This window comes from Pseudochelatococcus sp. B33, assembly GCF_053570585.1.
Genome location: NZ_JBSEFH010000004.1, coordinates 120,130 through 142,454, shown reverse-complemented (window position 1 = coordinate 142,454; position 22,325 = coordinate 120,130). Strand labels below are relative to the sequence as shown.

Below are 22,325 nucleotides of genomic sequence, written 5' to 3'. Positions count from 1 at the left end.
GGCAAAACACGATATCATGCTTCGGGCGATGTTTCCGGCCTGCCCGGACGCGGGGAGGATTCATCCAAGAGCGAGAATGGGGCCATCCAGAAGCCGCATCAGATCGCCGAAATATCCTTCGGAGCGGGCGGTCTGGGTGGGGTCCGAGGTGATGGCCACCGCCAGCGCGCGATCCGGATGGGCCGCGATGATCTGTCCGCCGAAGCCGCGGGCGATGGTCCAGCCGGTCGGGCTGAGGAACCAGCCGTAGCCATAGTCCAGCCCGGACCAGGGGGAGCGGGTCCGGGGCGCGCGCGAGGCGTCGACCCAGTCGCGGGTCACAACCTGCTCCCCGTCATAAAGGCCGCCGTCACGCATCAGGAGGGCGATGCGCAGCATGGCCTCGGGCGTCAGCGCCATCTCGTTGCCGCCGAGGTAGTAGCCCTGGGGATCACGGGTCCAGGGGGAGATCGTCACGTCCAGACCGTTCCCGAGGCGCTCGCGCGCGAGCTGCAGCAGGCTTTGCCCCGTGGCCACCGCGATCGCCGCCCCGAGCACATGGGTGGTGCCGGTCGAATAGATCATCCGGCCGCCGTTGGGGCTGATCCGTGGCTGGCGCAGCGCATGGCGGACCCAGTTGTCCGAACCGATCCAGGCGCCGTAGTTCGGCCCCGAGGTGCTTTGCAGCCCGGCCCTGAGCGTCACCAGATCGGCCATGGTCAGATCGGCGGCGCCTTCGGTCGCATCGGCGGGAATGAGGCCGGGCGCGACATCGCCCAGCCGCGCGGAGATCCCCGCGATCTCGCCCCGTTCGATGGCCGTGCCCAGGATCAGGGCGAGGATGCTCTTGGAGCAGGACTTGATGTTGGCCGCCCGCCGCAGGCCCCGGCCGCGCGGCGCCTCGGCGAGGATGGTCTCGTCGCCGCGCCGGACCATGACCGCATGCAGCTGCGTCAACCCGGTCGCGGCGGCCCTCGCCGCTTGCACGCCGGCGGTCTGGGCCCGCAGCACCGCAGGGGCGGCGAGCCCACCGGCAAGGGCGAAGGAAAACAGGCGGCGCGAAAGCATCTGGCATCTCCGATTGGGCGCGGGCTCCCCTCGCGGCGCATCATGTCAGGTTTGGGAAGGGGGAGAAACGGCCTCATGGGCGCCAGTGCGCCGGTTGCCCGTCACGTCTCGGTGAAATGTCAGCGCCCACGGACGAAGCGCACGCCTTTCGTCAGGTCGCTCGCGAGTTCGAAGCCGTCGTTCCCCATGCGGAGGCTGAACAGCCATGGACTGTTCCATGGCGACGTGCGCCAGATGTCGTGCAGGGTGCCCTCATGCGGCCTGGCCAGCAGGACATCCCCGCCGCACGGGACGAGCCGCGTGCTGCAAAGGCCGAACGGCGAGCGCAGCACGAGATGCGGCGCGTCGGCTTCTCCCCCCACCTCGGCAGCGAGATCGAGGTCGATGCCGCGATAGCTGCCGCGCGGATCGCCGGGCGCCACGGCGCCGGCGCGGCGGTAGATCCGCCGGTTCGCGAAACGGGTCGCGATCAGGGTATCCGCGTCCGGCAACGAGAGCGCGAACGGCGGGATCGGCATCAGCGGGACGACGCTGTCGCCCGTTTGCGGATCGTCCGCCTCCATGAGCGGCACGCGGCCCGCCGTCGTCGTCATGGTCGCGTCGCCCTCGCCGGCGCCGATGTCGAGGACGTGCGGGCCGTCCTCCTGTCGCCAGAGCCCCTGCGCGCCCTCCAGCCGCTCGCGCCACGGCGCGCCGAGGAGCGGCCGCGCGGGGGCGCCGAGCACGACCTCCAATATGCGCCGCGTCAGCGCGAACACCGGCAGATCGTCGCGGTTGGCGAGCAGGACGACGCCGGCGTCGTGGTCCGGCAGGCGGACGGATTCCGAGCGCGCGCCAACCACCGAACCGCCATGGCCGATGCCGGCGAGACCGCGATACAGCGTCCGCACCAGGCCGAGACCGTAGGGGGACGAGCACCCGCCGGCGAGGCGGTACGGGGCCTCCATCCGCGCCACCGTCCCGCCGCGGACGGCCCCCGGCGCCCGGAGATGGCGCTGCCATGTCACCATGTCGCGCAGCGACGAGACGAGCCCACCCTCGCCGCCGATCGCGGCACCGGAGAAGGCCCGCAGCCACGCGCCGTCGGGGCCGCGCCGGTAGTGGCCCGACAGGCCGGGGACGATCTCGTCGTCGCGCAGATGCAACCTCGTGTCCGGCATCCCGATCGGGTCGGTGATGTAATGTGCGAGCAATTCCGCGAAGGAGCGGCCGCTCGCCGCCTCGATGACGTCGGTGAGCAACAGGAAGTTCGAATTGCTGTAGAGCAGGTCCGTGCCCGGAGGGACGTTGAGCCCCGTGGACGACGCGACGACCCGCCGCTCCAGATCCCGCGAGACCGGCCCGAGAACGGTCACGCCCGAGAGGACCATGAGATCGAGCATGTCTCGGATGCCGCTGGTGTTGGTCGCGAGATGACGCAGCGTGACGTCCGCCCACACCGCCGGCACCCAGGGCAGATGGCGGGTGAGCGGGTCGTCGAGCGCAAGCTTCCCCTCACGTTCGAGCAGAAGCGCGATATAGGTGGTAAATTGCTTCGTCTGTGAGCCGATCCGAAGAATGGAACACTCGCCGAGCCGCATGCCGTGGGCGAGTTCGGCCAAGCCCCAGGCGGCCTGATGCACCACCTCGCCGCCGCGCAGAACCGCGAGCACCACGCCGGGGTCGGCTTCCCCCACAAGGGGCTGGATGAGGGCGTCTATCCGCTGCCGCTGTTCGTCGTTCAGGTCCGTCATCGCGGCCTCCCCGGTCAATCTGGCGCATGCATCATTATAGACACGGATGCACGATGATCCGACGAAATCCGGTGACAGGCCGATCACGGTTCGGCGCGCGGGAGGCAGCGACCGGTCCGGCGCTCACGCCAAAAGCTACAATAAAACAGCGAAAACCCGCCTGATATCCGGACCGGTGCAATAAGGAAGCAATGGAGCGGGGCTCAAATGCGTAAATCGGCCAAAACGAGCATGTATTGCGTCAGGCTGCCACGGGGAAAGACTATCGCGTGGAAAGATGACACACTGCACATTCGGAACAAGGCCGACGAGCTGAAAGGCGACGCCGTTGTCCGCGATTGTTTCGCTCGACGCGGAGCGCCGAACCCTGTACGCGGCACATGAGGTCGCGCGCTCCACGCGCGAACTCCTCTTACACGACCTTTGCGCAACAAAGCCCTTTGCTCTCGGAGGGCATTCCGAATGATGCCATGTCTTGGGCAAATACGCACGAAACATAATCCGCGCGATTACCTTGATCTTACGCTGTCAATGTAACGATTCAATGAATACCCTCCAATTTTAGGACTCCTTATTCTAAAAATTTTCTTTGACATACAGGATATTAACGACTAGTATCCGCAAAAATAGAATATTCACAAATTTTCTGTGGTATTTACCGGACCGTGCGGTACTGCAAGGTACCGCGTGCCGGTTGTTAGATGGTGTTCTGCAGGGGTTTGCTGGTATGAATAATAATTCTATTCCACCACTAACTACCAGTAAGCACCTTTCCTCCGATGATGTTGGGTTCAGGATCGGTCATCAACTGGCAAAAAGGTGGCTGCCGCATATTGAAGATCGGGTTCCGGCAGGTGTCCATCGCCTGTTTTGCCTTCCCTTCGCCGGCGGCGGAGCGAGCGCCTTTCACCTGCTGCGCCGCGAAGCGCCGGACTGGCTCGATGTCCAGCCGGTGCAGTTGCCCGGCCGGGAAAACCGCTTTCCCGAAGCGCCCCTCGACAAGCTCGACGATATTCTCAGCGGCCTCCGCGGGGCGTTGGCGCCTTTTATTCACGAACCCTATTCACTGCTCGGCTATTCTTTCGGGGCCCATGTCGCCCGCGCCCTGGCCGACGATTTCCTGCACAGGCGGCTGCCGCTGCCTCAGAAGCTGATCGTCGCCGCCCACCGCGCCCCGGGCGAGCCCAGCCGGCGCGTGGCGGTGCACAAGCTGCCGTCCGATCTGTTCTGGCGACAGCTTGCGCAATACGAAGGCACGCCCGCCACGGTGCTGCACAACCGGGAACTGCGCGCGATCCTGGAGCCGATGCTGAGGGCCGATTTCGCCGTCAGCGCCTCTCCCTTACCCTCGTCGGGCCCCATTCCCTCGCCGATCGTCGCGCTGGCGGGAAGCGACGATCCCTTCGCCGGCCCCCATGAGATGGCGGGCTGGGCCAGGGAGACACGCGGCAGCTTCAGGCTGGTGGTCGTGGAGGGCTCGCATTTCTTCATGCGCAGCAACGCGAGCGGTTTCACGAACCACGTGTTCGGCCAGCTCGCTGACGTGGCGCCCCGGCACGGCGGGCGGACGACGTTGCCGGATGCGCCAGGCCCTATCTTTCAGGGAAGTCCGGCGATCAATGCATAACGCTCCCAACGGCCATGCGGGATCCGCTGCCGGCGCCCTATCGGGCGCTGACTCCGTTCTGCCACTCGGCCGCCGCCTGTCGCATGGCCTCAAGGACCTGTTCTCCCTCTATGGCCGGGATCGTCCCCGCCATGCCCGTCATCGTCTGCGCCATGAACATCGCGTTGAGCACGGCTTCCTCGATGCACTCGACGACACCGAGAAACAGCGGGTCGAGGCTTTCATTCGCGTGCCAGTCCATATGCGATATGGACTTCTCCGGCAGCGGACCCGGGCCCTTGGCGGTGCTGAACGCGACGAACATGTCTCCAGAGGCGTTGCCGGAGGGCGTGCCGCCGCGTCCGATGCCGATCCCGCCCCGGCGCGCCATGCGTTCGAGCTGGGTCGGATACAGGGGCGCGTCCATGGCGATGACGCCGATGATGGAGCCGCTCTCCCGGCTGACCCCGCGCTCATCCGGCATGAAACGCCCGACGGGCAGGCCGAGGATCTGGAACCACGGACGAATGCCGTGGTTGGCCTGCACCAGGGCCCCCACGGTGAACGTGCCCGCGGGTGTCTCGACCCGGCGCGAGGCCGTGCCCGTGCCGCCCTTGAAGCCGTAGCATATCATGCCGGTGCCGCCGCCGACGTTGCCTTCGGGCACGGGGCCGGAGCGGGCCGCCTCGATCGCGGCGATGACGTCGTCCTCGCCGACATGCTGGCCGAAGATGTCGTTCAGATAGCCATCGAAGGTTTCCGCCGCCACCGGTATCAGCCAGCTCTCGTGCGCCAGCTTGTCCCGAAACTTGCGGATGAACCAGCGAGCGGCGGCGTGGTGGGCGAGCCCCATCGAAAAAGTGTTCGTCAGAACGATGGGGCCGGACAGCCAGCCGGCCTCGCGCACCCAATGGGTGCCCGTCATCTCGCCCGCGCCGTTCTGGGAGAAGAAGCCCGCCCAGACGGGGTTCACGACCTCGGCGCCCGAACGCGGCAGCACCGCCGTCACCCCGGTGCGCACGGGCGTGTCTCCATCCCGGATGAGGGTCGCCACGCCGACCTCGACGCCGGGGACGTCCGTGATGGCGTTCAGCGGACCCGGTATGCCAGGCAGTTTCAACCCCCACTCGCGGGCGCGCTTTCTGGGAGATTGCGGCGATGCCGCCGTCGTTTCAGTCGATTTCGTCATGGGTCCTCCATCGCGGTCAGCCTTCCAGCACTCGCCAAATCCCATCCTGCCACATTTTATATATCAGAATTAACAAGCTTATCCCGGCAAGCTGTGCAATGTAACAATGGTACATGAGACACAATTAACGATCGTATCGTCACAATAACAGTCGTCTTTTGCAAATATACCGGAGGAACAGCCTTGCCGAACCTCGTCAGCAAAACGCTTGGTCAAGCCCTTGTCGCCAGCGCCGAGTCGGATCGGGGAATCACTTATATTACGTCCGGCAAGCATTCGGACTTCCTCACCTACGCCGAGTTGTACGGCAGGGCGCGCCGCTGGCTCCACCGCCTGCGGCAGGCCGGCGCCGAGCCGGGCGACGAGGTCCTGATCGTCACCGACGACGTGCCCCTGTTCACGGCCGTGTTCTGGGCCTGCGTGCTTGGCCGGATCGTCGCCGTTCCGGTGTCGACGCCGACGGGCGACGAGGGGGCGCTGAAGATCCTGCATATCTGGCAGGTTCTCGACCGTCCCTGGCTCGTGGCGGATGCGCGCGTGGCGAACCGTGTCGGTGATTTGTCGGCGAAGCTCGGGGAGCGCAAGGTCCGGAGTGTGGCGGAGATCAAAACCCGCTCCATCGCGGCGGCGGATGCGGATTGCGAGGGGCCTTGCGCCGACGTGGTCGAGGCGCGACCAGGCGATCTCGCCTTCGTGCAGTTCTCGTCGGGATCCACTGGAACCCCCAAGGGCGTGAAGGTCACCCACGCCAATCTCGCCGCAAACTGCGCTGCGGGTCTGGAAAGGGCGGGTCGGCCCGGCACTCGGGAGCGTTTCGTGAGCTGGATGCCGCTGACGCATGACTTCGGCATCATCTGGTTCCACATCATGCCGACGCTCTTTGGCATCGATCACGGGATCATTCCCACGAAGGTGTTCGTGCGCAATCCGCTGATCTGGATGCAGGCGGCGTCGGATCTGCGCGCGACCATCACCGGCGGCCCCAACTTCTCCTACCGCCATTTCCTCAAGCACTTCGACCCCGCCACCACGCACGACTGGGACCTGTCCAGCCTGCGCGTGATCATGAACGGCGCCGAGCCCATTTCCTGCGCGCTCGCGCACGAATTCCAGAAGGCTCTCCATCCCTACAAGCTGCCGCAGACGGCCATCACCCCCGCCTATGGGCTGGCAGAGGGCACGCTGGTCGTCAGCATGGCCCCGCCGGAGGAGGAACTCGTCCAGGTCGTCGTGGAGCGCGACCATGTCAGCCCGGGCTCGCTGGTCCGCGAGGTCGCGCCGGCATCCGGCGAGGCGACGGAACCGGGCAACCCGGCCATGGACTTCGCCGACACCGGCCACACCATATCACACGTGCAGGTGCGCATCGCCGACGACGAGGTGGAGCAGGACGACGGCGTCGTCGGCAGGATCCAGATCCGCGGGGCGAGCGTCACCTCCGGCTACTACAACAACGAGGCGGCGACCGCGGCCGCATTCACCTCCGACGGCTGGCTGGATACGGGGGATCTCGGCTTCACACGCAACGGACGCCTCGTCGTCACCGGGCGCCGCAAGGACGTGATCATCCTCAACGGCGTCAACTATTACCCGCAGGACATCGAACGGGTGGCGAGCGGCGTGAGCGACCTCGATCTCAACATGGTCGTGGCCTGCGCCATCCCGAGGAAGGCTACGGGCGACGAGCGGGAGCACGTGGCGCTTTTCGTCCTCCACCGCCGCGACACGGCCAGCTTCGCGCCCTTGGCCGCCGACATACGCGCCACCGTGCTGCGCGAGATGGGCATCCCGGTGGACTACGTGCTGCCGGTCGCCAGGATACCGAAAACCACCAGCGGCAAAGTGCAGCGCTTCCAGCTCGTGCAGCGCTTCATCGCCGGGGAGTTCCGCGACGCGCAGGAGCAGCTCGCGGCCATCGAGGCCGCCGACGGCGCCGATCTGCGCGCGGCCCTCGCGGCCGGCGACGAAGCCCGCCTGAAGAACGGCCTGCGGGACATCGCGGGACGGATCGTCGCGGGCGCCGCCATCGCCGACGACCGGCCGCTGATGGAATGCGGCTTCACCTCGCTGCGGCTCGTGGAGCTGGCCCGCCGGCTGACGCTGGCGCTGCCGGTCGCCGTTCCGGTCACGCTGCTTTTCGAGAAGGCCACCGTCGGGGCGATCGCGCAAGCCCTGCTGGACGGGCAGGCGGCAGGGCCGGAGGCGCACACGGCGCCGGAGCGCGCCGCGCGAACGGGCGGGGCGGAGCGGCGCATCGCCGTCACCGGCCTGGCGCTCAGGCTGCCCGGCGGCGTCGAGACCCCCGAAGCATTCCGCGCGATGCTGCAAGAGGGCCGCGACGCTATCACCGCGCGGCCGGCCGGCCGCTGGCCCGCGCTGCCCGCCGGCACCTACGTCACCGACAACGGCGGCTATCTCACTGATATCGAGACCTTTCCCGCCCGTTTCTTCAACCTGACGCCGGTCGAGGCCGAGGCCGTCGATCCGCAGCAGCGCCTCCTGCTCATGACGGCATGGGAGGCGCTGGAGGATGCGGGCATCGACCCCACCGCGCTGAAGGACACGCGCACCGGCGTCTACGTCGGCGTCAGCGCCGGGGACTACGTCCAGGCGCAGGCGCGGACCGGCAGGCTGGACGACATCGGCCCCTACGCCTTCACCGGCACCATTCCGAGCGTCGCCGCCGGCCGGGTCGCGTATGTCCTCGGATTGCAGGGGCCTGTGCTGGCGGTCGACACGGCGTGCTCGTCGTCGCTCGTCGCCCTTCATCTGGCGGTCAGGGCGCTGCGCAACGGGGAGTGCGAGCGGGCGGTCGTCGCGGGGGTCAATCTCATCCTCAGCCCGGAGCAGCATGTCGGGCTGTCGCGCATGAACGCCCTCTCGCCCGACGGGCGCTGCAAGACCTTCGACGCATCGGCCGACGGCTACGGCAGGGGCGAGGGTTGCGTCGCGCTGGTGCTGGAGCGCGTGCGGGAAGAAACGCCTCCCGCGCGGGTGCTCGCCTACGTGCGCGGCACGGCCATCAACCACGACGGAGCGTCGAACGGCCTCACCGCGCCCAACGGCGCGGCCCAGCGCGCGGTGATCGCGGGAGCCCTGGCCGATGCCGGCCTTTCCCCCGCCGACGTCAGCTATGTCGAGACCCACGGCACGGGCACCCCGCTCGGCGATCCCATCGAGCTCGCGGCTCTTGCCGAGGTCTATCGGCAGGGCGGCGGGGACAAGCTCCTGATCGGCGCCGTCAAGACCAATATCGGGCATTGCGAGGCGGCGGCCGGTCTCGCCGGCGTGGCCAAGGTCCTGGTGTCGATGGAAGCGGGCCTGCTGCCGGCCACGTTGCATCAGCACACGCCGAACCCGATCGTTCCGTGGACGGATATGCCGGTTGCCGTTGTGGACCGGCTGCAGCCGTGGCGCGCCGGCGACGGGCAGACGAGGCGCGCCGGCGTCAGCGCGTTCGGCATGAGCGGCACCAACGCCCATGTGGTGCTGGAACATGTGGTGCTGGAACATGCCGAAGAACCCGCCGCCGGCAGCGAGACCCCTCCCTCCGTGTCGCGTCCCGTCGTTCTGCCACTCGCAGCGCGGTTCGCGGAGGATCTCGCCCCCCTTGCCGACCGCTATGCCAAGGCGCTGGCGAAGAGCGATGCGGCCCGCCTGCACGATCTCGCCAGAACGGCGGCGTGCGGCCGCGCGGCCTTCGGGCACCGCATCGCGGTCGTGGGAACGTCTGCCGACGATCTCGTCGGCGCGTTGCGCACCGCCGCCGCGCGTGCACCGGCGAGCCGCATGCCGTCGAAGCTCGTTTTCCTGCTGCCCGGCCAGGGGGCCCACGCCCCGGAGGTGGTGCAGCACCTCTACGATCACGAGCCCGTGTTCCGGGACACGCTGCGGGCCGCCGAGGCGGCGCTCGCCGATCATCTCGACCGGCCGCTGACCCGGATCCTGCTCGGCGGCGAGGCGGAGCTGCTGGCGCGCACGCGCTACAACCAGCCGGCCAGCGTGGCACTTTCGCTCGCGGTCGTGGCCCTGCTGCGCAGCTTCGGGATTGCGCCGGACGCCATCGTCGGCCATTCCGTCGGTGAAATCGCCGCCGCCGCCATTGGCGGCCTGACGACGGCCACCGAGGCGCTGCGCTTCGCCGCGTTGCGCGGCGCGGCGATGGACCGCCTCCCCGGCGGCGCGATGGCCGCGGTGCAGGCGGACGCGGCAACGGTCGCCGACAGTCTCGACGGCCTGGGCGAGGCCGTCTGCGTCGCGGCCTGGAACAGCCCCCGTCACGTCACCCTGTCCGGCACGCACGAGGGCATTGCCGAGGCGTCGCGGCGTCTCGCCGGGCGCGGCTGCCGGGTTGCCCCGCTCCCCGTCTCCCACGCGTTCCACAGCGCGATGATGGACGACGCGCTGGCAGAGATCGGCCGGGCGGGGAGCGATCTCCCGCTGGCCGATGCGGCCTGCCGGATCGTCTCGTCGTTGACGGCGGCGCCCCTGCTTCCCGACGATCTGCGGGACGGGTCGCACTGGGTGCGCCACGCCCGCCAGCCCGTCGCCTTCGCCGGGGCGCTCGCGGCGGTGGCGGAACCCGACCTGACATTCATCGATCTCGGCGTACGGCCCGTTCTCGCTCCCCTCTGCGCCGCCACCCTGCCCGGCGCGCGGGTGCTGCCGTGCTTCTCCGCCCGGGCGGAATCCGCGACGGCGCAGGCAGACGAGACGTTGCTGCGCCTGGTGGCCGCGCTTTACGAGGACGGCCATGCGATTGCCTGGCCCGGCGTCTTTGCCGGCCGGCCGGGGCGGATCGCCGCCGCGCCCACCTATCCCTTCCAGGGACGCACCGCCGTTCTGCCCACGAGCCGCAGCGCCATTTCCGCGACACCCGCCATGCAAACCCCCGTCATGCAAACCCCCCTCATGCAAACCAGCGCTCCCCCCCACGCCGCGCCGAATGTCCCGCCCGCGTCCCCCGCCGCCGCGCACGGCGCGGTGAGCGATACGATCAAATCCATCCTGCGCGGCATCGCTGGCCTTGCCGCCGAGGAGATCGAGCCGGACGCGTCATGGTTCAGCCTCGGCCTCGACTCCCTGCTGGTGGTGCAGTTGCAGCAGGCGCTGGCCCGCGAGTACCGGATCGAGCTGCCGCTTGCCGAGGTGATGGAGCACGGCGACACGCTGAACAAGCTGACAGGCCTTGTCGCCGGCCTCGCGAACATTGCGCCCGCAACGGCACCGGAAATCGCCGCGAATGCCGCTGCCGGCCTTCCGCAGACTGTCGCGCCCCCGCCGGCAGCCGCCGTGCCGCCGCCCGCGGCCGCGACCGACAGCGGCGTCAGCGGCCTCATGGCCCTGCAGATCGAGGCCATGAGCCGGTTGTTCGAACAGCAGCTGGGCGTTATCCGCGCGCCCGTTGCCGCGCCTCCCGCACCCGTTGCGCAGCCGCAGACCCCGCCGCTGCCGTCTCCCGCCCGCGAGGTCAAGCACGAGGTGAAGGGTCTGTTCAAGGCGGACCGCAGCCAGCGCAAGGTGCTGGACGCCGCGCGGGCCGGCCATGTCGCGCGTCTTGCCGAGGCCTTCAACGCCCGCACCCGCGCCTCGAAGGCCCACACCGCCACCTTCCGCGACGTCTACGCCAACCCGCGCGCGGTGATCGGCTTCCGCCCCGAATGGAAGGAGCTCAACTACCCGCTGCATGTCGAGTCCGCTTCGGGCGCCTGGGTGTGCGACATGGACGGGCACCGCTATCTCGACATCACGATGGGCTTCGGCGTGACCCTGTTCGGACACGACCCGGCGTTCGTGCGCAAGGCCCTGCATGCCGAGATCAATGCCGGATATCCGGTCGGCCCGCAAACGCCGCGCGCGGGCCGGATCGCCCGCAAGATCCGGGAGATGACCGGAGCGGAGCGCGTCGCCTTCTTCACCACCGGCTCCGAGGCCGTGATGGTCGCCCTGCGGCTCGCCCGCGCCAGGACGGACCGGCAGAAGATCGTGATCTTCGTCAATTCGTACCACGGCACGTTCGACGGCCTGCTGGCCGCCGGCTGGGCGGATGGCGAGCGCATCAACACCATGCCCGTCAGCGACGGCACGCCGGAGGGCATGGTCGAGGACGTGATCGTGCTGCGCTACGGCGATCGGGCCGCTCTCGACGTCATCGCGCGCCATGCGGACCGGATCGCCGCCGTCGTCGTCGAGCCCGTGCAGAGCCGCGACCCGGCGGTGCAGCCGCGCGAATTCCTGCACGACCTGCGCCGGCTGACCGAGGCGCGCGGCAACGCCCTGATCTTCGACGAGACGATCACCGGCTTCAGGGTACACCCGGCCGGCGCCCAGCACCACTTCGGCGTGCGGGCGGATATCGTCACCTACGGCAAGGTCATCGGCGGCGGCCTGCCGATCGGCGTCGTCACCGGCAGGGCCCACTATCTCGACGCGGTCGACGGCGGCAACTGGACATACGGCGACGACAGCGTCCCCTCGGCGCGCACGGCCTTCGTCGCCGGCACGTTCAACGCCCATCCGCTGACCATGGCGGCGGCGGAAGCCACGCTCGACTTCCTGAAGGAGCGGGGCCCCGCCCTGCAGGAAGCGCTGAACGCCCGCACGGCGGCGATGTGCGACGAGCTGAACGCCTATTTCGCGGCCGAGGACCTGCCGATCCGGATGGTCCATTTCAGTTCGCTGTTCCGCTTCGACTTCGCCGACGACACGGAAATCCTCAACTATCACCTGCTGAAGAACGGCGTCTTCGTGTGGGAGGGGCGCAATTGCTTCCTCTCCACCGCCCACGGCGACGAAGAAGTGCGCTTCCTCATCGACGCCGTGAAGAAGAGCGTCGATGAGATGCGCGAAGGCGGCTGGCTGCCGCCGCGCGATGGGGACGGGCCTGCGCCCGAACCGGCCTCCGGCATCCTGCCGCTCGGCCGGGGGCAGCGCGAGATACGCGCGCTCATCGAGGCGCACGCCGAGGCGACCTTCGCCTATAACGAGATGATCGCCTTCGCGCTGACCGGCCCGCTGGATATCGCGGCGCTGCGGCGCGCCCTCGCCCGGCTCGTCTCGCGCCACGACATCCTGCGCGCGGTCCGGGTGGATGACGCGGGCTACCATCTGGCGCGCGATGCCGCCGTGCCTTTCGTCGAGGAGACCGTCGCCGGCGAAAGCGGGGTCGAAGAGCGGCTGGCGCGAGAACTCGCGTCCCCCTTTGATCTGGCGAGCGGCCCTTTCGTCCGCGCACTGCTGCTTGCGGAGGAGGGCGCGGCGCGGCACGTCTTCGCCCTCATCGTCCATCATATCGTCGCCGACGGCTGGTCGCTGGGGCTGCTGGCCACCGAACTGTCGCAGCTCTATGCGGCCGAACGGCGGGACGAACCGGCCCGCCTGCAGCCGGCGACACCCTTCAGCGACTTCGTGGCGTGGACGCGCAAGCTGGCGCCCGACGATACGGCCGCGGTCTCCTCGCCGGTGCTGTTCGCGCGCACGGGTGCCCTGCCGCAGACGGGTGGCGGACGGCTTCACCGGCGCGCGTCCCGCGATGGCGGGCAGGACGTTTTCGCCCGCGTCAGGGATTATGCACGGGCGCATGAGGTAACGCCGTTCACGGTGCTGCTCGCCGGCTACGCGCTGCTGCTCGGGCGGCTCGGCAACCAGTTGCGGGTCACCGTGGGCGTGCCGGTCGCGGGGCATGCGGCGGCCTCGCAACCCGTCATGGTCGGCATGGCCTCCACCGTCCTGCCCCTGACGCTGGAACTCGCTCCCGACGCGTCCTTCGCCGCTCTCGTCGCCGAGACGCACCGGGCGATGAACGCCACCCGCAAGCAGGTGAACGCCCTTCTCGCCGACGCGGAACCCGAACACAGCGTCCACGTGAACGTCCTGTTCAACCTCGATCGCGGGTTCGCCCTCGCCTTCGACGGCCTCGTCCTCGACTGGATCTCTCCGCCCGTCCGCCATCCCAAGAAGGACCTGTTCCTGAACCTGATGGAACTCAATGGCGACACGCTGATAGACCTCGACTACGACGGCTCGGTGGCCGATCGGGAAACGGCCGGGCGGTGGCTCGATTCCTATCTCGCCATTCTCGACGCCGGCACCCGCGCGCCGCAGGAGCGGCTTGCCGCCCTGCCGCTCTCGCAGGCCGAGCGCGCGGCGCAGCAGACGGCGGAAGCAGGCGGGAAACGGGTCGTCGACATCTTCCGCGCCTCAGCCCCCATTGGCGTGGCCGGGGCGGAGCAGCGGCGCGCGGCATCGGGCGAATGGGTGGACAACGGGGAACTCGCGCGGCTGACGCCGGAGGGAACCGTGGCCGCCATCGGCCCGGCGGACGCATTTGCGCGTTCGCTTGCGGGGTTGCGGGATCTGCGGGAAATGGAGCGCGTCCTCAAGGCCCATCCGGCGGTCGAGGATGCTGCCGTCGGGCATGACGGCGACAGGGGTCTCACCGCGTTCATCGTGACCGACGCCGGCGCGGATCTCGCGGCCATGGCCGCCTACGCCGCGCTCGGCCTGCCCGCGCACGCCCGCCCCGACGCCTTCGTCGCCTGCACCGCGCTGCCCCGGCGCGCCGACGGCGCGGTGGACCGGGACGCGCTGGCGGGGCTGGAAGGGCCGCGCGTTCCGGCCCGCCTGCTGATCAAGCCGCGCACGCCGGCGGAAGCGACGATCGCCGGCATCTGGGCTTCCGTTCTGGGATTGCCCGAGGTCGGCGTGACGGAAAGCTTCTTCGATCTGGGCGGACACAGCCTGAAGGCGCTCGCCATCCTGTCGCGCGTCGCCGGGGTGTTCGGCCGCAACGTGCCCCTGCAGACCTTCTTCGAGAATCCCTCCGTCGCCGGCCTCGCGGCGAGCCTCGCCACGGCCGGCACGCATGCCGCCATCGCGCCGCTTCCCGCCGCACGCGACTACGCGCCGGCGGCCGCGCAGGCCAGCCTCTGGATGCTGCATCAGTTCGATCCGGACCTGACAGCCTACAATATCGGATTCGTCCTGCGGCGGGCGGACGGCGGCTTCGACACCGACGCCCTGTCCCGCGCCCTCGCCAGGCTGGCGCTGCGCCACGAGAGCCTGCGCACGGCGCTCGTCGACGTCGATGGCCTGCCGCGCCAGCGCATCCTGCCGGAACCCGCGCTCGCCCTCGCCACCCGAGAGGCGGGGGGCCTCGATGCCGATGCGCTCGATGCGATCATCACGGCGGAGGTCGACAGGCCGTTCGCCCTCGACCGCGCCTCGCTCTGGCGCGTCCTGCTGCTGCGGGATGACGCCCCGAACGGCGCCCGTGCCGCCTGTGTCGTCACGCTGCATCACGCCATTGGCGATGTCTGGTCGGTCGGCGTCTTCGTGCGCGATCTGCTGGCCTTCTATGGCGAGGAGACGGGCGCGGCGCCCGCGAACCTGCCGGCCCTCTCCGTCCAGTACAAGGATTGCGCGGCAGCGGCCGCCGCCGCGAGCCACGAGGCGCATCTCGCCTACTGGCGTGACACGCTCGCCGGCGCGCCCTATCTGGAACTGCCCGCGGACCGTCCCCGCCCGGCGCGCAAGACGTATGACGGCGCGCACGTCATCTTCCAGCTTCCGGCGGCGGAATCGAACGCGCTCAAGGCGCTCGCCGCGGCGCACGACGCCAGCGCCTTCACCGCCGTGACCGCCGTTTTCCAGACCCTGCTCGGCGCCGTCACCGGGGTGGACGATCTCGTGATCGGCACGGTGACCGCAGGCCGCGACCATCCGGAGACCGCGGACCAGATCGGCTTTTTCGTCAATACGCTCGCCCTGCGCGGGCGCATCGACCGGAACAGGGATTTCCGCGCGCTGCTCGATGCGACGCGCAAGACGATGCTGGCCGCGAACGAACATGGCGCGACGCCCTTCGACCAGGTGGTGGAGGCAACGGGGCAGCCGCGCGATCCTGCGCGCAACCCGCTGTTCGAGGTCGTTCTGGTGATGGACGACCGGGACGAGATTGCCCGCCTGCTCGCCGGCACCGGCATGAGCCTCGAGGAAGTGGACACCCCCACCGCCCAGTTCGATCTCACGCTCTACGTCACCGACGGCCCGGACGGCCTGCGCGTCAACGCCACCTACAACACGGCACTCTTCGACCGCGCGCGCGTGTCGGGATGGATGGAGCGCCTGTCGCGGCTGGTGCGCGACATCTGCGCCGCCCCGCGCAAGCCGCTCGCCGAACTGCCCGCCTTCCGCGACGAGGCCCCGGCGCTGCTGCCGAGCTTCCATCAGGAACGCCTGTGGTTCGTGGACAGGTTCGAGCGCGGCGTGCTCTATCCCGAAGGCCCCACCTACTACAACATGCCCGTCATCGCGCGCGTCGAGGCCCCCCTGGACGCAGAGCGGCTCAGGCGCGCCGCCGCCCGGCTGGCGGCGCGGCACGAAATCCTGCGCATGGCGCTGGTGACGATCGGCGAGCGGCCCTATCTCCGGGTCCGGCCCGACGCCGTGCTGCCGGTCACGATCCGGGAAGGCTCCCCGGCCAGCGGGCTCGCGCTGCTGGAGGAGGAGTCCCGGCGTCCGTTTTCGCTGGACGAGGCGCCGCTGGCGCGCCTGACCGTCTTCCACGAACGCAACGGCAGCACGTCGATCGCCGGAACCTGGCTCGCGCTGACGGCGCACCATGCGGTGGCGGACAAGCGCAGCCTGCACCGGCTGATCGAGGAGCTCGCGCTCATCTATGACGGCCGTGAGGCGGAGCTGTCGCCCGCCCCTCCGTTCAGCCACGCCGTCGCCGCGCCGGAGCGCCGCGCCCAGGGCGACCACCAGGCGGACGCCGCCTACTGGCAAGCGACGCTGAAGGATCTCCCGGCCCTCGTCCTGCCGACGAACAGGCCGCGACCGGCCATCCATACCTACACGGCCGATCGCGCGGCGGGCTGGATCGACCGGGAAACGCTGGCGTGCATCGACGCCTTCGCCGCCGCCGAGGGCCTGTCGCGCCGCGACGTCCTGCGCGCGTGCTTCCAGCTCCTGCTCTACCGCCTCTCCGAACAGGTCGATGTCGTGATGGGCGAGCCGGTCGAGCCGGCCGACGACGGGGCGGGCGCGCTGGGGCCGCTGTCGAACCTGCTGCCGCTGCGCGTCGCGATCAACCCGCGCGAGAGCTTCTCCGCCTTCGCCCGCCGCTCCGCCGCCCGCCATGCGCAGGACGCGGACCACGCGACCATGCCGTTCGATCTCGCCGTGCTGGCCGTCAACCCGAAGAACGACATGAGCCGCACCGCGCTGTTCGACGTCCTCTTCCATTACGACGCGGCGCCGGCGCCGAGCGTCAGGGGCTGGAGTCGGGTCGACACCGGGCTCGGCTGGGGCAAGTACGACCTCGTCCTCTCGCTCGCCGACGAGGCCGACGGCCTGTCGACGAGCCTCGTCTTCAACCGCGACCTGTTCGACGCGGAAACCGGCGCGGACATGAGCGAACGCTTCGTGCGCCTCGTGTCGGCGGCGATGGAAATGCCGCGCCGCGCGGTATGCGAGCTCGACATCATGCTGCCCGGCGAGCGCGCGGCCCTGCTCGCCCGCGCGCGCGACGTCGCGGACTATCCCCAGCATCTCACCCTCGTGGCCGCCTTCGAGGCGATGGCGGGCGCCTACGAGGAGCGCATCGCCGTCAGCGACGCGACGCGCGACCTGACGTATGGAACGCTGAACAGGCTGGCGAACCGCCTCGCCCATACGCTCAAGAGCGCCGGCGTGCGGAGCGAGGAGCTCGTGGGTCTGCTGGTGGGCCGCACCTGGCACGTGCCGGTCGGCATGCTGGGCATTCTGAAGGCGGGCGGGGCCTACCTGCCGATCGACCCCACCTATCCCGAAGACCGCATCTCCTTCATGGCGGCGGACAGCGGCCTGCGCGTGCTGGTCACTGACCAGGCGCACGAGCGCCAGGCCCGGGACATCGCCGGCACGCACCTGCAGGTCGTCGTCATCGGCGAGACGGCGGGCGGCGCGGGCGACAGCGCCGAGGAAAACCTTCCCGCCCGCCCGGAGCCGCACCATCTCGCCTATGTCATCTACACCTCGGGCTCCACCGGCCAGCCCAAGGGCTGCCTGATCGAGCACCGCAACGTCATCCAGCTCTTCTTTCACGCCCGCCGGCCGTTCAGCTTCGGCCCGCTCGACGTCTGGACGATGTTCCACTCCCCCTGCTTCGATTTCTCGACCTGGGAGATCTACGGCGCCCTGCTGTTCGGCGCCCGGCTGGTGATCGTGCCCCACGCGCTGACGCGCGACCCGCCCGCCTTCCTCGACCTGCTCGCGAGCGAGGGCGTCACCATGCTGAGCCAGACGCCCACGGCCTTCTACGCGCTCATCGACGCCACGCTGGAGCGCGGCCGGCCGCCGCTCAATCTGCGGGACATCGTCTTCGGCGGCGAGGCGTTGCTTCCGACGCGGCTTGCGCGGTGGCGGGAGCGCTATCCAGAGGTGCGCCTCGTGAACATGTACGGCATCACCGAGACAACGGTTCACGTCACCTTCCAGGAGATCGGAGCGGACGAGATCGCGGACGGGCGCAGCGTCATCGGCGTGCCCCTGCCGTCCTACGGCGTGCTGCTCGTCGGGCCGGACCTGTCGCTTCAGCCACGCGGCATCGCGGGCGAGATCCTGGTCAGCGGGCACGGCGTGGCGCGCGGCTATCTCAACCGCCCGGAACTGACCGCCCAGCGCTTCATCGCACACCCCTCCCTGCCGGGCGTGCGCCTCTACCGGTCCGGCGATCTCGGGCGGCTGGGGAGCGACGGCGAGCTGCTGTACCTGGGACGCATCGACGATCAGGTGAAGATCCGTGGCTTCCGCATCGAGCTCGGCGAGATCGAGCGCCAGCTCATCGCCCATCCCGCCATCCGCGACGCCGCCGTGGTCGCGGATGGCGGGATGGGGGCGGAAGCCGCGTCCGCCGGCGCGGGCGCTTCCTCGGGCGACAGCCTCACCGCCTTCATCGCGCTCGACGATGACGCCCGGCCGGAGGGGAACGGCGGCCTGGCCCGGGAAGCGCTGTTCCACTATCTGGCCGACAAGCTGCCCGACTACATGATCCCGGCGCAGTTCGTGAAGGTTGCGGCCATTCCGCTGACCCCGAACGGCAAGGCGGACCGCCGCAGGCTCCGCGCCCAGGGGGGCGAGGTCCTCGGCGCGCAGTCCGGCGCGGCGCCGTTGACCGCGCTGCAGCAGCAGGTCGCCGCGATCTGGTGCGAGGTGCTGGACCTGCCCTCCGTCAGCCTCGACGACAATTTCTTCGAACTCGGCGGCCACAGCCTGAAGGCGAACCAGACCGTCGTGCGTCTGCGGCAGCGGCTCGGGGCGTCGCTCGACCTGCGCGACTTCTTCTCGTCCAAGAGCCTGCGCGTCCTGGTGGAACTGATCGAAAGCCGCGCCGGCGGCGAGGCGAAGACCATATCACCGGCGCCGGCGGCGGCCGACTACCCGCTCTCCCCGGCCCAGCGCCGGCTTTTCATGCTGCAGGCACAGCAGCCGGAACTGGTCGCCTACAACATGGTCGGCGCAATCGCCATCGACGGCGCCGTCGATGTCCGGGCCTTCTCCCGTGCCGTCGACGGGCTCCCCCTGCGCCATGAAATCCTGCGTACGCGCTTCGTCATGAAGGGCGGCGCGCCGCGGCAGGAAATCCTGCCGCCGGCGCCCGGTCAGGTGTTCTTCGAGCACGCGGAGGGCGATGAGGATGCCATCGATGCGCTGACGGAGCGCGCGTTCCATCATGTCTTCGATCTCGCGAAGCCGCCCTTGCTGCGGCTGCATCTCGTCTCCCGCTCCGGCGGCGAGGCTCCCCGGGCGACGCTCATCGTCAACATCCACCACGTCATCTGCGACGGCTGGTCGGTGAACGTCCTGCTGCGGGACATCGAGGCGTTCTACCGGGCGGCGTTGGAGTATCCGCACGCGGGGCCGCAGGAACTGCTTTCCCTGGCGGGCCGCGAGCCGCTGGCCATCCAGTACAAGGACTATGCCGTGTGGCAGGAGGCAGGCGGGGCGTGCGCACAGGACGACGCGGCGCGCGCCTACTGGCTCACCCGGTTCGAGGAGGGAGCGCCCGTTCTGGAACTGCCGACCGACAGGACGCGCCCCGCCCGGCCGAGCGGCCGCGGCGCGATCGCGGCGATCGTCCTGACGCAGGAACTCACCGACGGCCTGAACCGCCTCGCGCGGGATGCGGACACCGGCCTGTTCACCGTTCTGTCGGCGCTCGTGCGCCTGCAGCTGGCGCTGCTGTCGGGCGCGGAGGACATCGTGGTCGGCACGCCGGTCGCCGGCCGCGACCAGCTTGTGCTGGAAGACCAGATCGGCTTCTACCTCAACATGCTGGCCCTGCGCGGCGCCGTGCGCGACGAGGTGTCGTTCGAGGCCATGCTGGCGCAGGAGCGCGCGCTCGTGCTCGACGCCTTCGCGCACCAGTCCTATCCGTTCGATGCGCTCGTCGAAACGCTGGCGGACGTGCTGGGGGACGCGCGCGCCGGCGGCCACCAGCCGCTGTTCGACGTGATCCTGATCCTGCAGAACAACGATCCGGTGCGGATAGACCTCGCGGGCGCGCGGGGACGCGCGCTGCGCGACACGACGGTCAGCGCGAAATACGATCTGAACTACATGTTCGAGGAAAAGCCGCACCTCGAACTGCTGCTCGAATATGCGAGCGACCTGTTCGACCCGCCCACGGCCGCGGCCATCGCGGCGCAGTATGTCCGTCTGGTCGAGGAAGTCGTCGGCAACCCCGGCGTGACCATCGCGGAGCTGCGCAGCCGCCTGACCGGGGACGGTCCCCTTCCCGGCCTCCGGCCGGAACCGGGAGACGGAACGGCCGACAGCGGCGCGGCTTCCGGCCACTCACCCGCAGACTTTCTCAATCAACCGGATTCATGGTGATGTGCGGCATCGTCGGACACCTCAGACGCCACCCCTTCCCCGTGCCGGGCGACCTCATCGGCCGCATGAGCGAGGCCGTCCGTCATCGCGGGCCGGACGACGACGGCTACTACAGCGACGATGCCGTCAGTCTCGGCTTCCGGCGGCTGTCGATCGTCGATATCGAGGCCGGCCGGCAGCCGATGTATGCGGCGGACGGGCGCATCGTCGCCGTCTGCAACGGTGAGATCTATAACTATGCGGAGCTGCGCGCCGAGCTGGAAAGCCGGGGCCACCGGTTCCGGACACGCTGCGATACCGAGCTGGTGCCGGCGCTCTTCGCCGAATACGGGCCGGAATTCCCGCGCCGCACCAACGGCCAGTTCGCCTTCGCCGCGTTCGACAGGGAGACCCGCCGCCTCGTGCTCGGGCGCGACCATGTCGGCATAGCGCCGCTGTTCTACGCGGAGCGCGACGGACTGCTGCTGTTCGGATCCGAGATCCGGGCGATCCTGGCCCACAACAGCATCGACCGCGCGGTCGACCTGACCGCGCTCGACCAGATCTTCACCTTTCCGGGCCTCATATCGCCGCACACGATCCTCGCCGGGGTGCGCAGCCTGCCGCCCGGCCATGTGCTGATCGCCGACCCGGGCCGGGACTGGCGGACGGTCAAGTACTGGGATCTCGACTATCCGCACGCCGAGGACATCCGCGACCGGCCGCCCGGCGAATGCATCGAGGAACTGGACGCAGCGCTGCGGCAGGCCGTGCGCTACCGGCTGCAGGCGGACGTGCCCGTGGGGGGCTATCTGTCCGGCGGGCTCGACAGCTCGCTGATCGCCGCCATCGTCCGCGACCTGACGGGGGAGAGCGAGCGGCATACGTTCTCCATCACCTTTCCGGACCGCGCCATCGACGAAAGCGCTCCGCAGCGGCTGATGGCGGAACGGCTCGGGACCCGCCACCACGAAATGGAGGTCGACCCGGCGCTGCTGTCGCGCGGGCTGCCGGACATCGTGCGCTGGGCGGAAGCGCCGCTGCGCGAATCCTACAACGTCTGCTCGCTGATGCTGTCCGGCATGGTCCGCGACGCGGGCCTGAAGGTCGTGCTGACCGGCGAAGGGGCGGACGAGCTGTTCGGCGGCTATGTCGGCTACCGGCTCGATGCGGAACGGGGAACGGGCGCGCCGGCGGGCAACGCGCTCGACGACCTGATCGAGGCCGAATGGCGGGAGCGGCTGTGGGGCGATCCGGACTTCTTCTACGAGAAGAACTACGCCGCCCACCGCGAGTTGCGGCGCGATCTCTACGCCGAGCCGCTCGCCGAGCAGTTCGACGATTTCGACTGCCTGGCGGAATCACCCGTCGATCTCGACCAGATCCGCGGCCGCCACCCGTTCCACATCCGCTCCTATCTCGACTTCAAGCTGCGCATGGCCGACCACCTGCTCGCCGACCACGGTGACCGGGTGAGCTTCGCCAATTCCGTGGAGGCGCGCTATCCGTTCCTCGACATCGGCGTCATCGCCGCCGCGCGGCGCATCCCCCCCGCCCTCATGGTGCACGAGGGCGAGGAGAAGCACGTGCTCAAGCAGGTCGCCCGCCGCTACCTGCCCGACGAGATCGTGGGCAGGAAGAAATTCAGCTTCGTCGCCCACAGCAGCGCCCGCCTGCTGCGCGAAGGCGCGCCGCAGGTCACCGATCTGCTCGACGAGGAGCGCGTGCGCGCCGACGGCTATTTCAACCCCGATACCGTCTCCCACCTCAAGGCGCACTATCTCGACCCGAAAGCGGACCTCAACCAGACGTTCGAGGATGACCTGCTCATGGTCATGCTCACGTTCGGCCTGCTCCGTGAACAGCTTTCCCTGCCGCAGCTCTCCTGACGGAC

Annotated in this window: 6 protein-coding genes; 3 read left to right on the top strand and 3 right to left on the bottom strand. The window is 69.4% G+C overall.

Annotated features, from left to right (window positions below; translation table 11 throughout):
- Positions 1–60: 60 nt before the first annotated feature.
- Both ACUSIJ_RS05585 and ACUSIJ_RS05580 read right to left on the bottom strand, forming a co-directional pair.
- Positions 61–1,047: a serine hydrolase domain-containing protein gene (locus tag ACUSIJ_RS05585; RefSeq protein WP_449307393.1), complete on the bottom strand. Its 987-nt coding sequence runs from the start codon at positions 1,045–1,047 to the stop codon at positions 61–63.
- Between the two features lie 119 nt (positions 1,048–1,166).
- Complete coding sequence (locus tag ACUSIJ_RS05580) at positions 1,167–2,780, bottom strand: serine hydrolase domain-containing protein (protein ID WP_449307392.1); 1,614 nt, start codon at positions 2,778–2,780, stop codon at positions 1,167–1,169.
- A 727-nt stretch (positions 2,781–3,507) separates the two neighbouring features.
- Between ACUSIJ_RS05580 and ACUSIJ_RS05575 the strand changes: the two genes are divergently transcribed.
- Entirely contained in the window at positions 3,508–4,407 is a 900-nt protein-coding gene (locus tag ACUSIJ_RS05575; RefSeq protein WP_449307391.1) for a thioesterase II family protein, read from the top strand.
- 37 nt (positions 4,408–4,444) lie between these two features.
- Here ACUSIJ_RS05575 and ACUSIJ_RS05570 read toward each other — a convergent pair whose 3' ends face one another.
- On the bottom strand, positions 4,445–5,575 hold the full coding sequence (locus tag ACUSIJ_RS05570; protein ID WP_449307390.1) for a DmpA family aminopeptidase: 1,131 nt from the start codon (positions 5,573–5,575) through the stop codon (positions 4,445–4,447).
- A 183-nt stretch (positions 5,576–5,758) separates the two neighbouring features.
- On the opposite strand from ACUSIJ_RS05570, the gene ACUSIJ_RS05565 reads away from it, so the two are divergent.
- Positions 5,759–20,452 carry an amino acid adenylation domain-containing protein gene (locus tag ACUSIJ_RS05565; RefSeq protein ID WP_449307389.1) on the top strand — a complete coding sequence of 4,898 codons (14,694 nt, stop codon included), beginning with the start codon at positions 5,759–5,761 and terminating at the stop codon, positions 20,450–20,452.
- Positions 20,452–22,320, top strand: a complete 1,869-nt coding sequence (asnB, locus tag ACUSIJ_RS05560; protein ID WP_449307388.1) for an asparagine synthase (glutamine-hydrolyzing) — start codon at positions 20,452–20,454, stop codon at positions 22,318–22,320. The genes ACUSIJ_RS05565 and asnB overlap by 1 nt, the downstream gene beginning before the upstream one ends.
- Positions 22,321–22,325 lie beyond the last annotated feature (5 nt).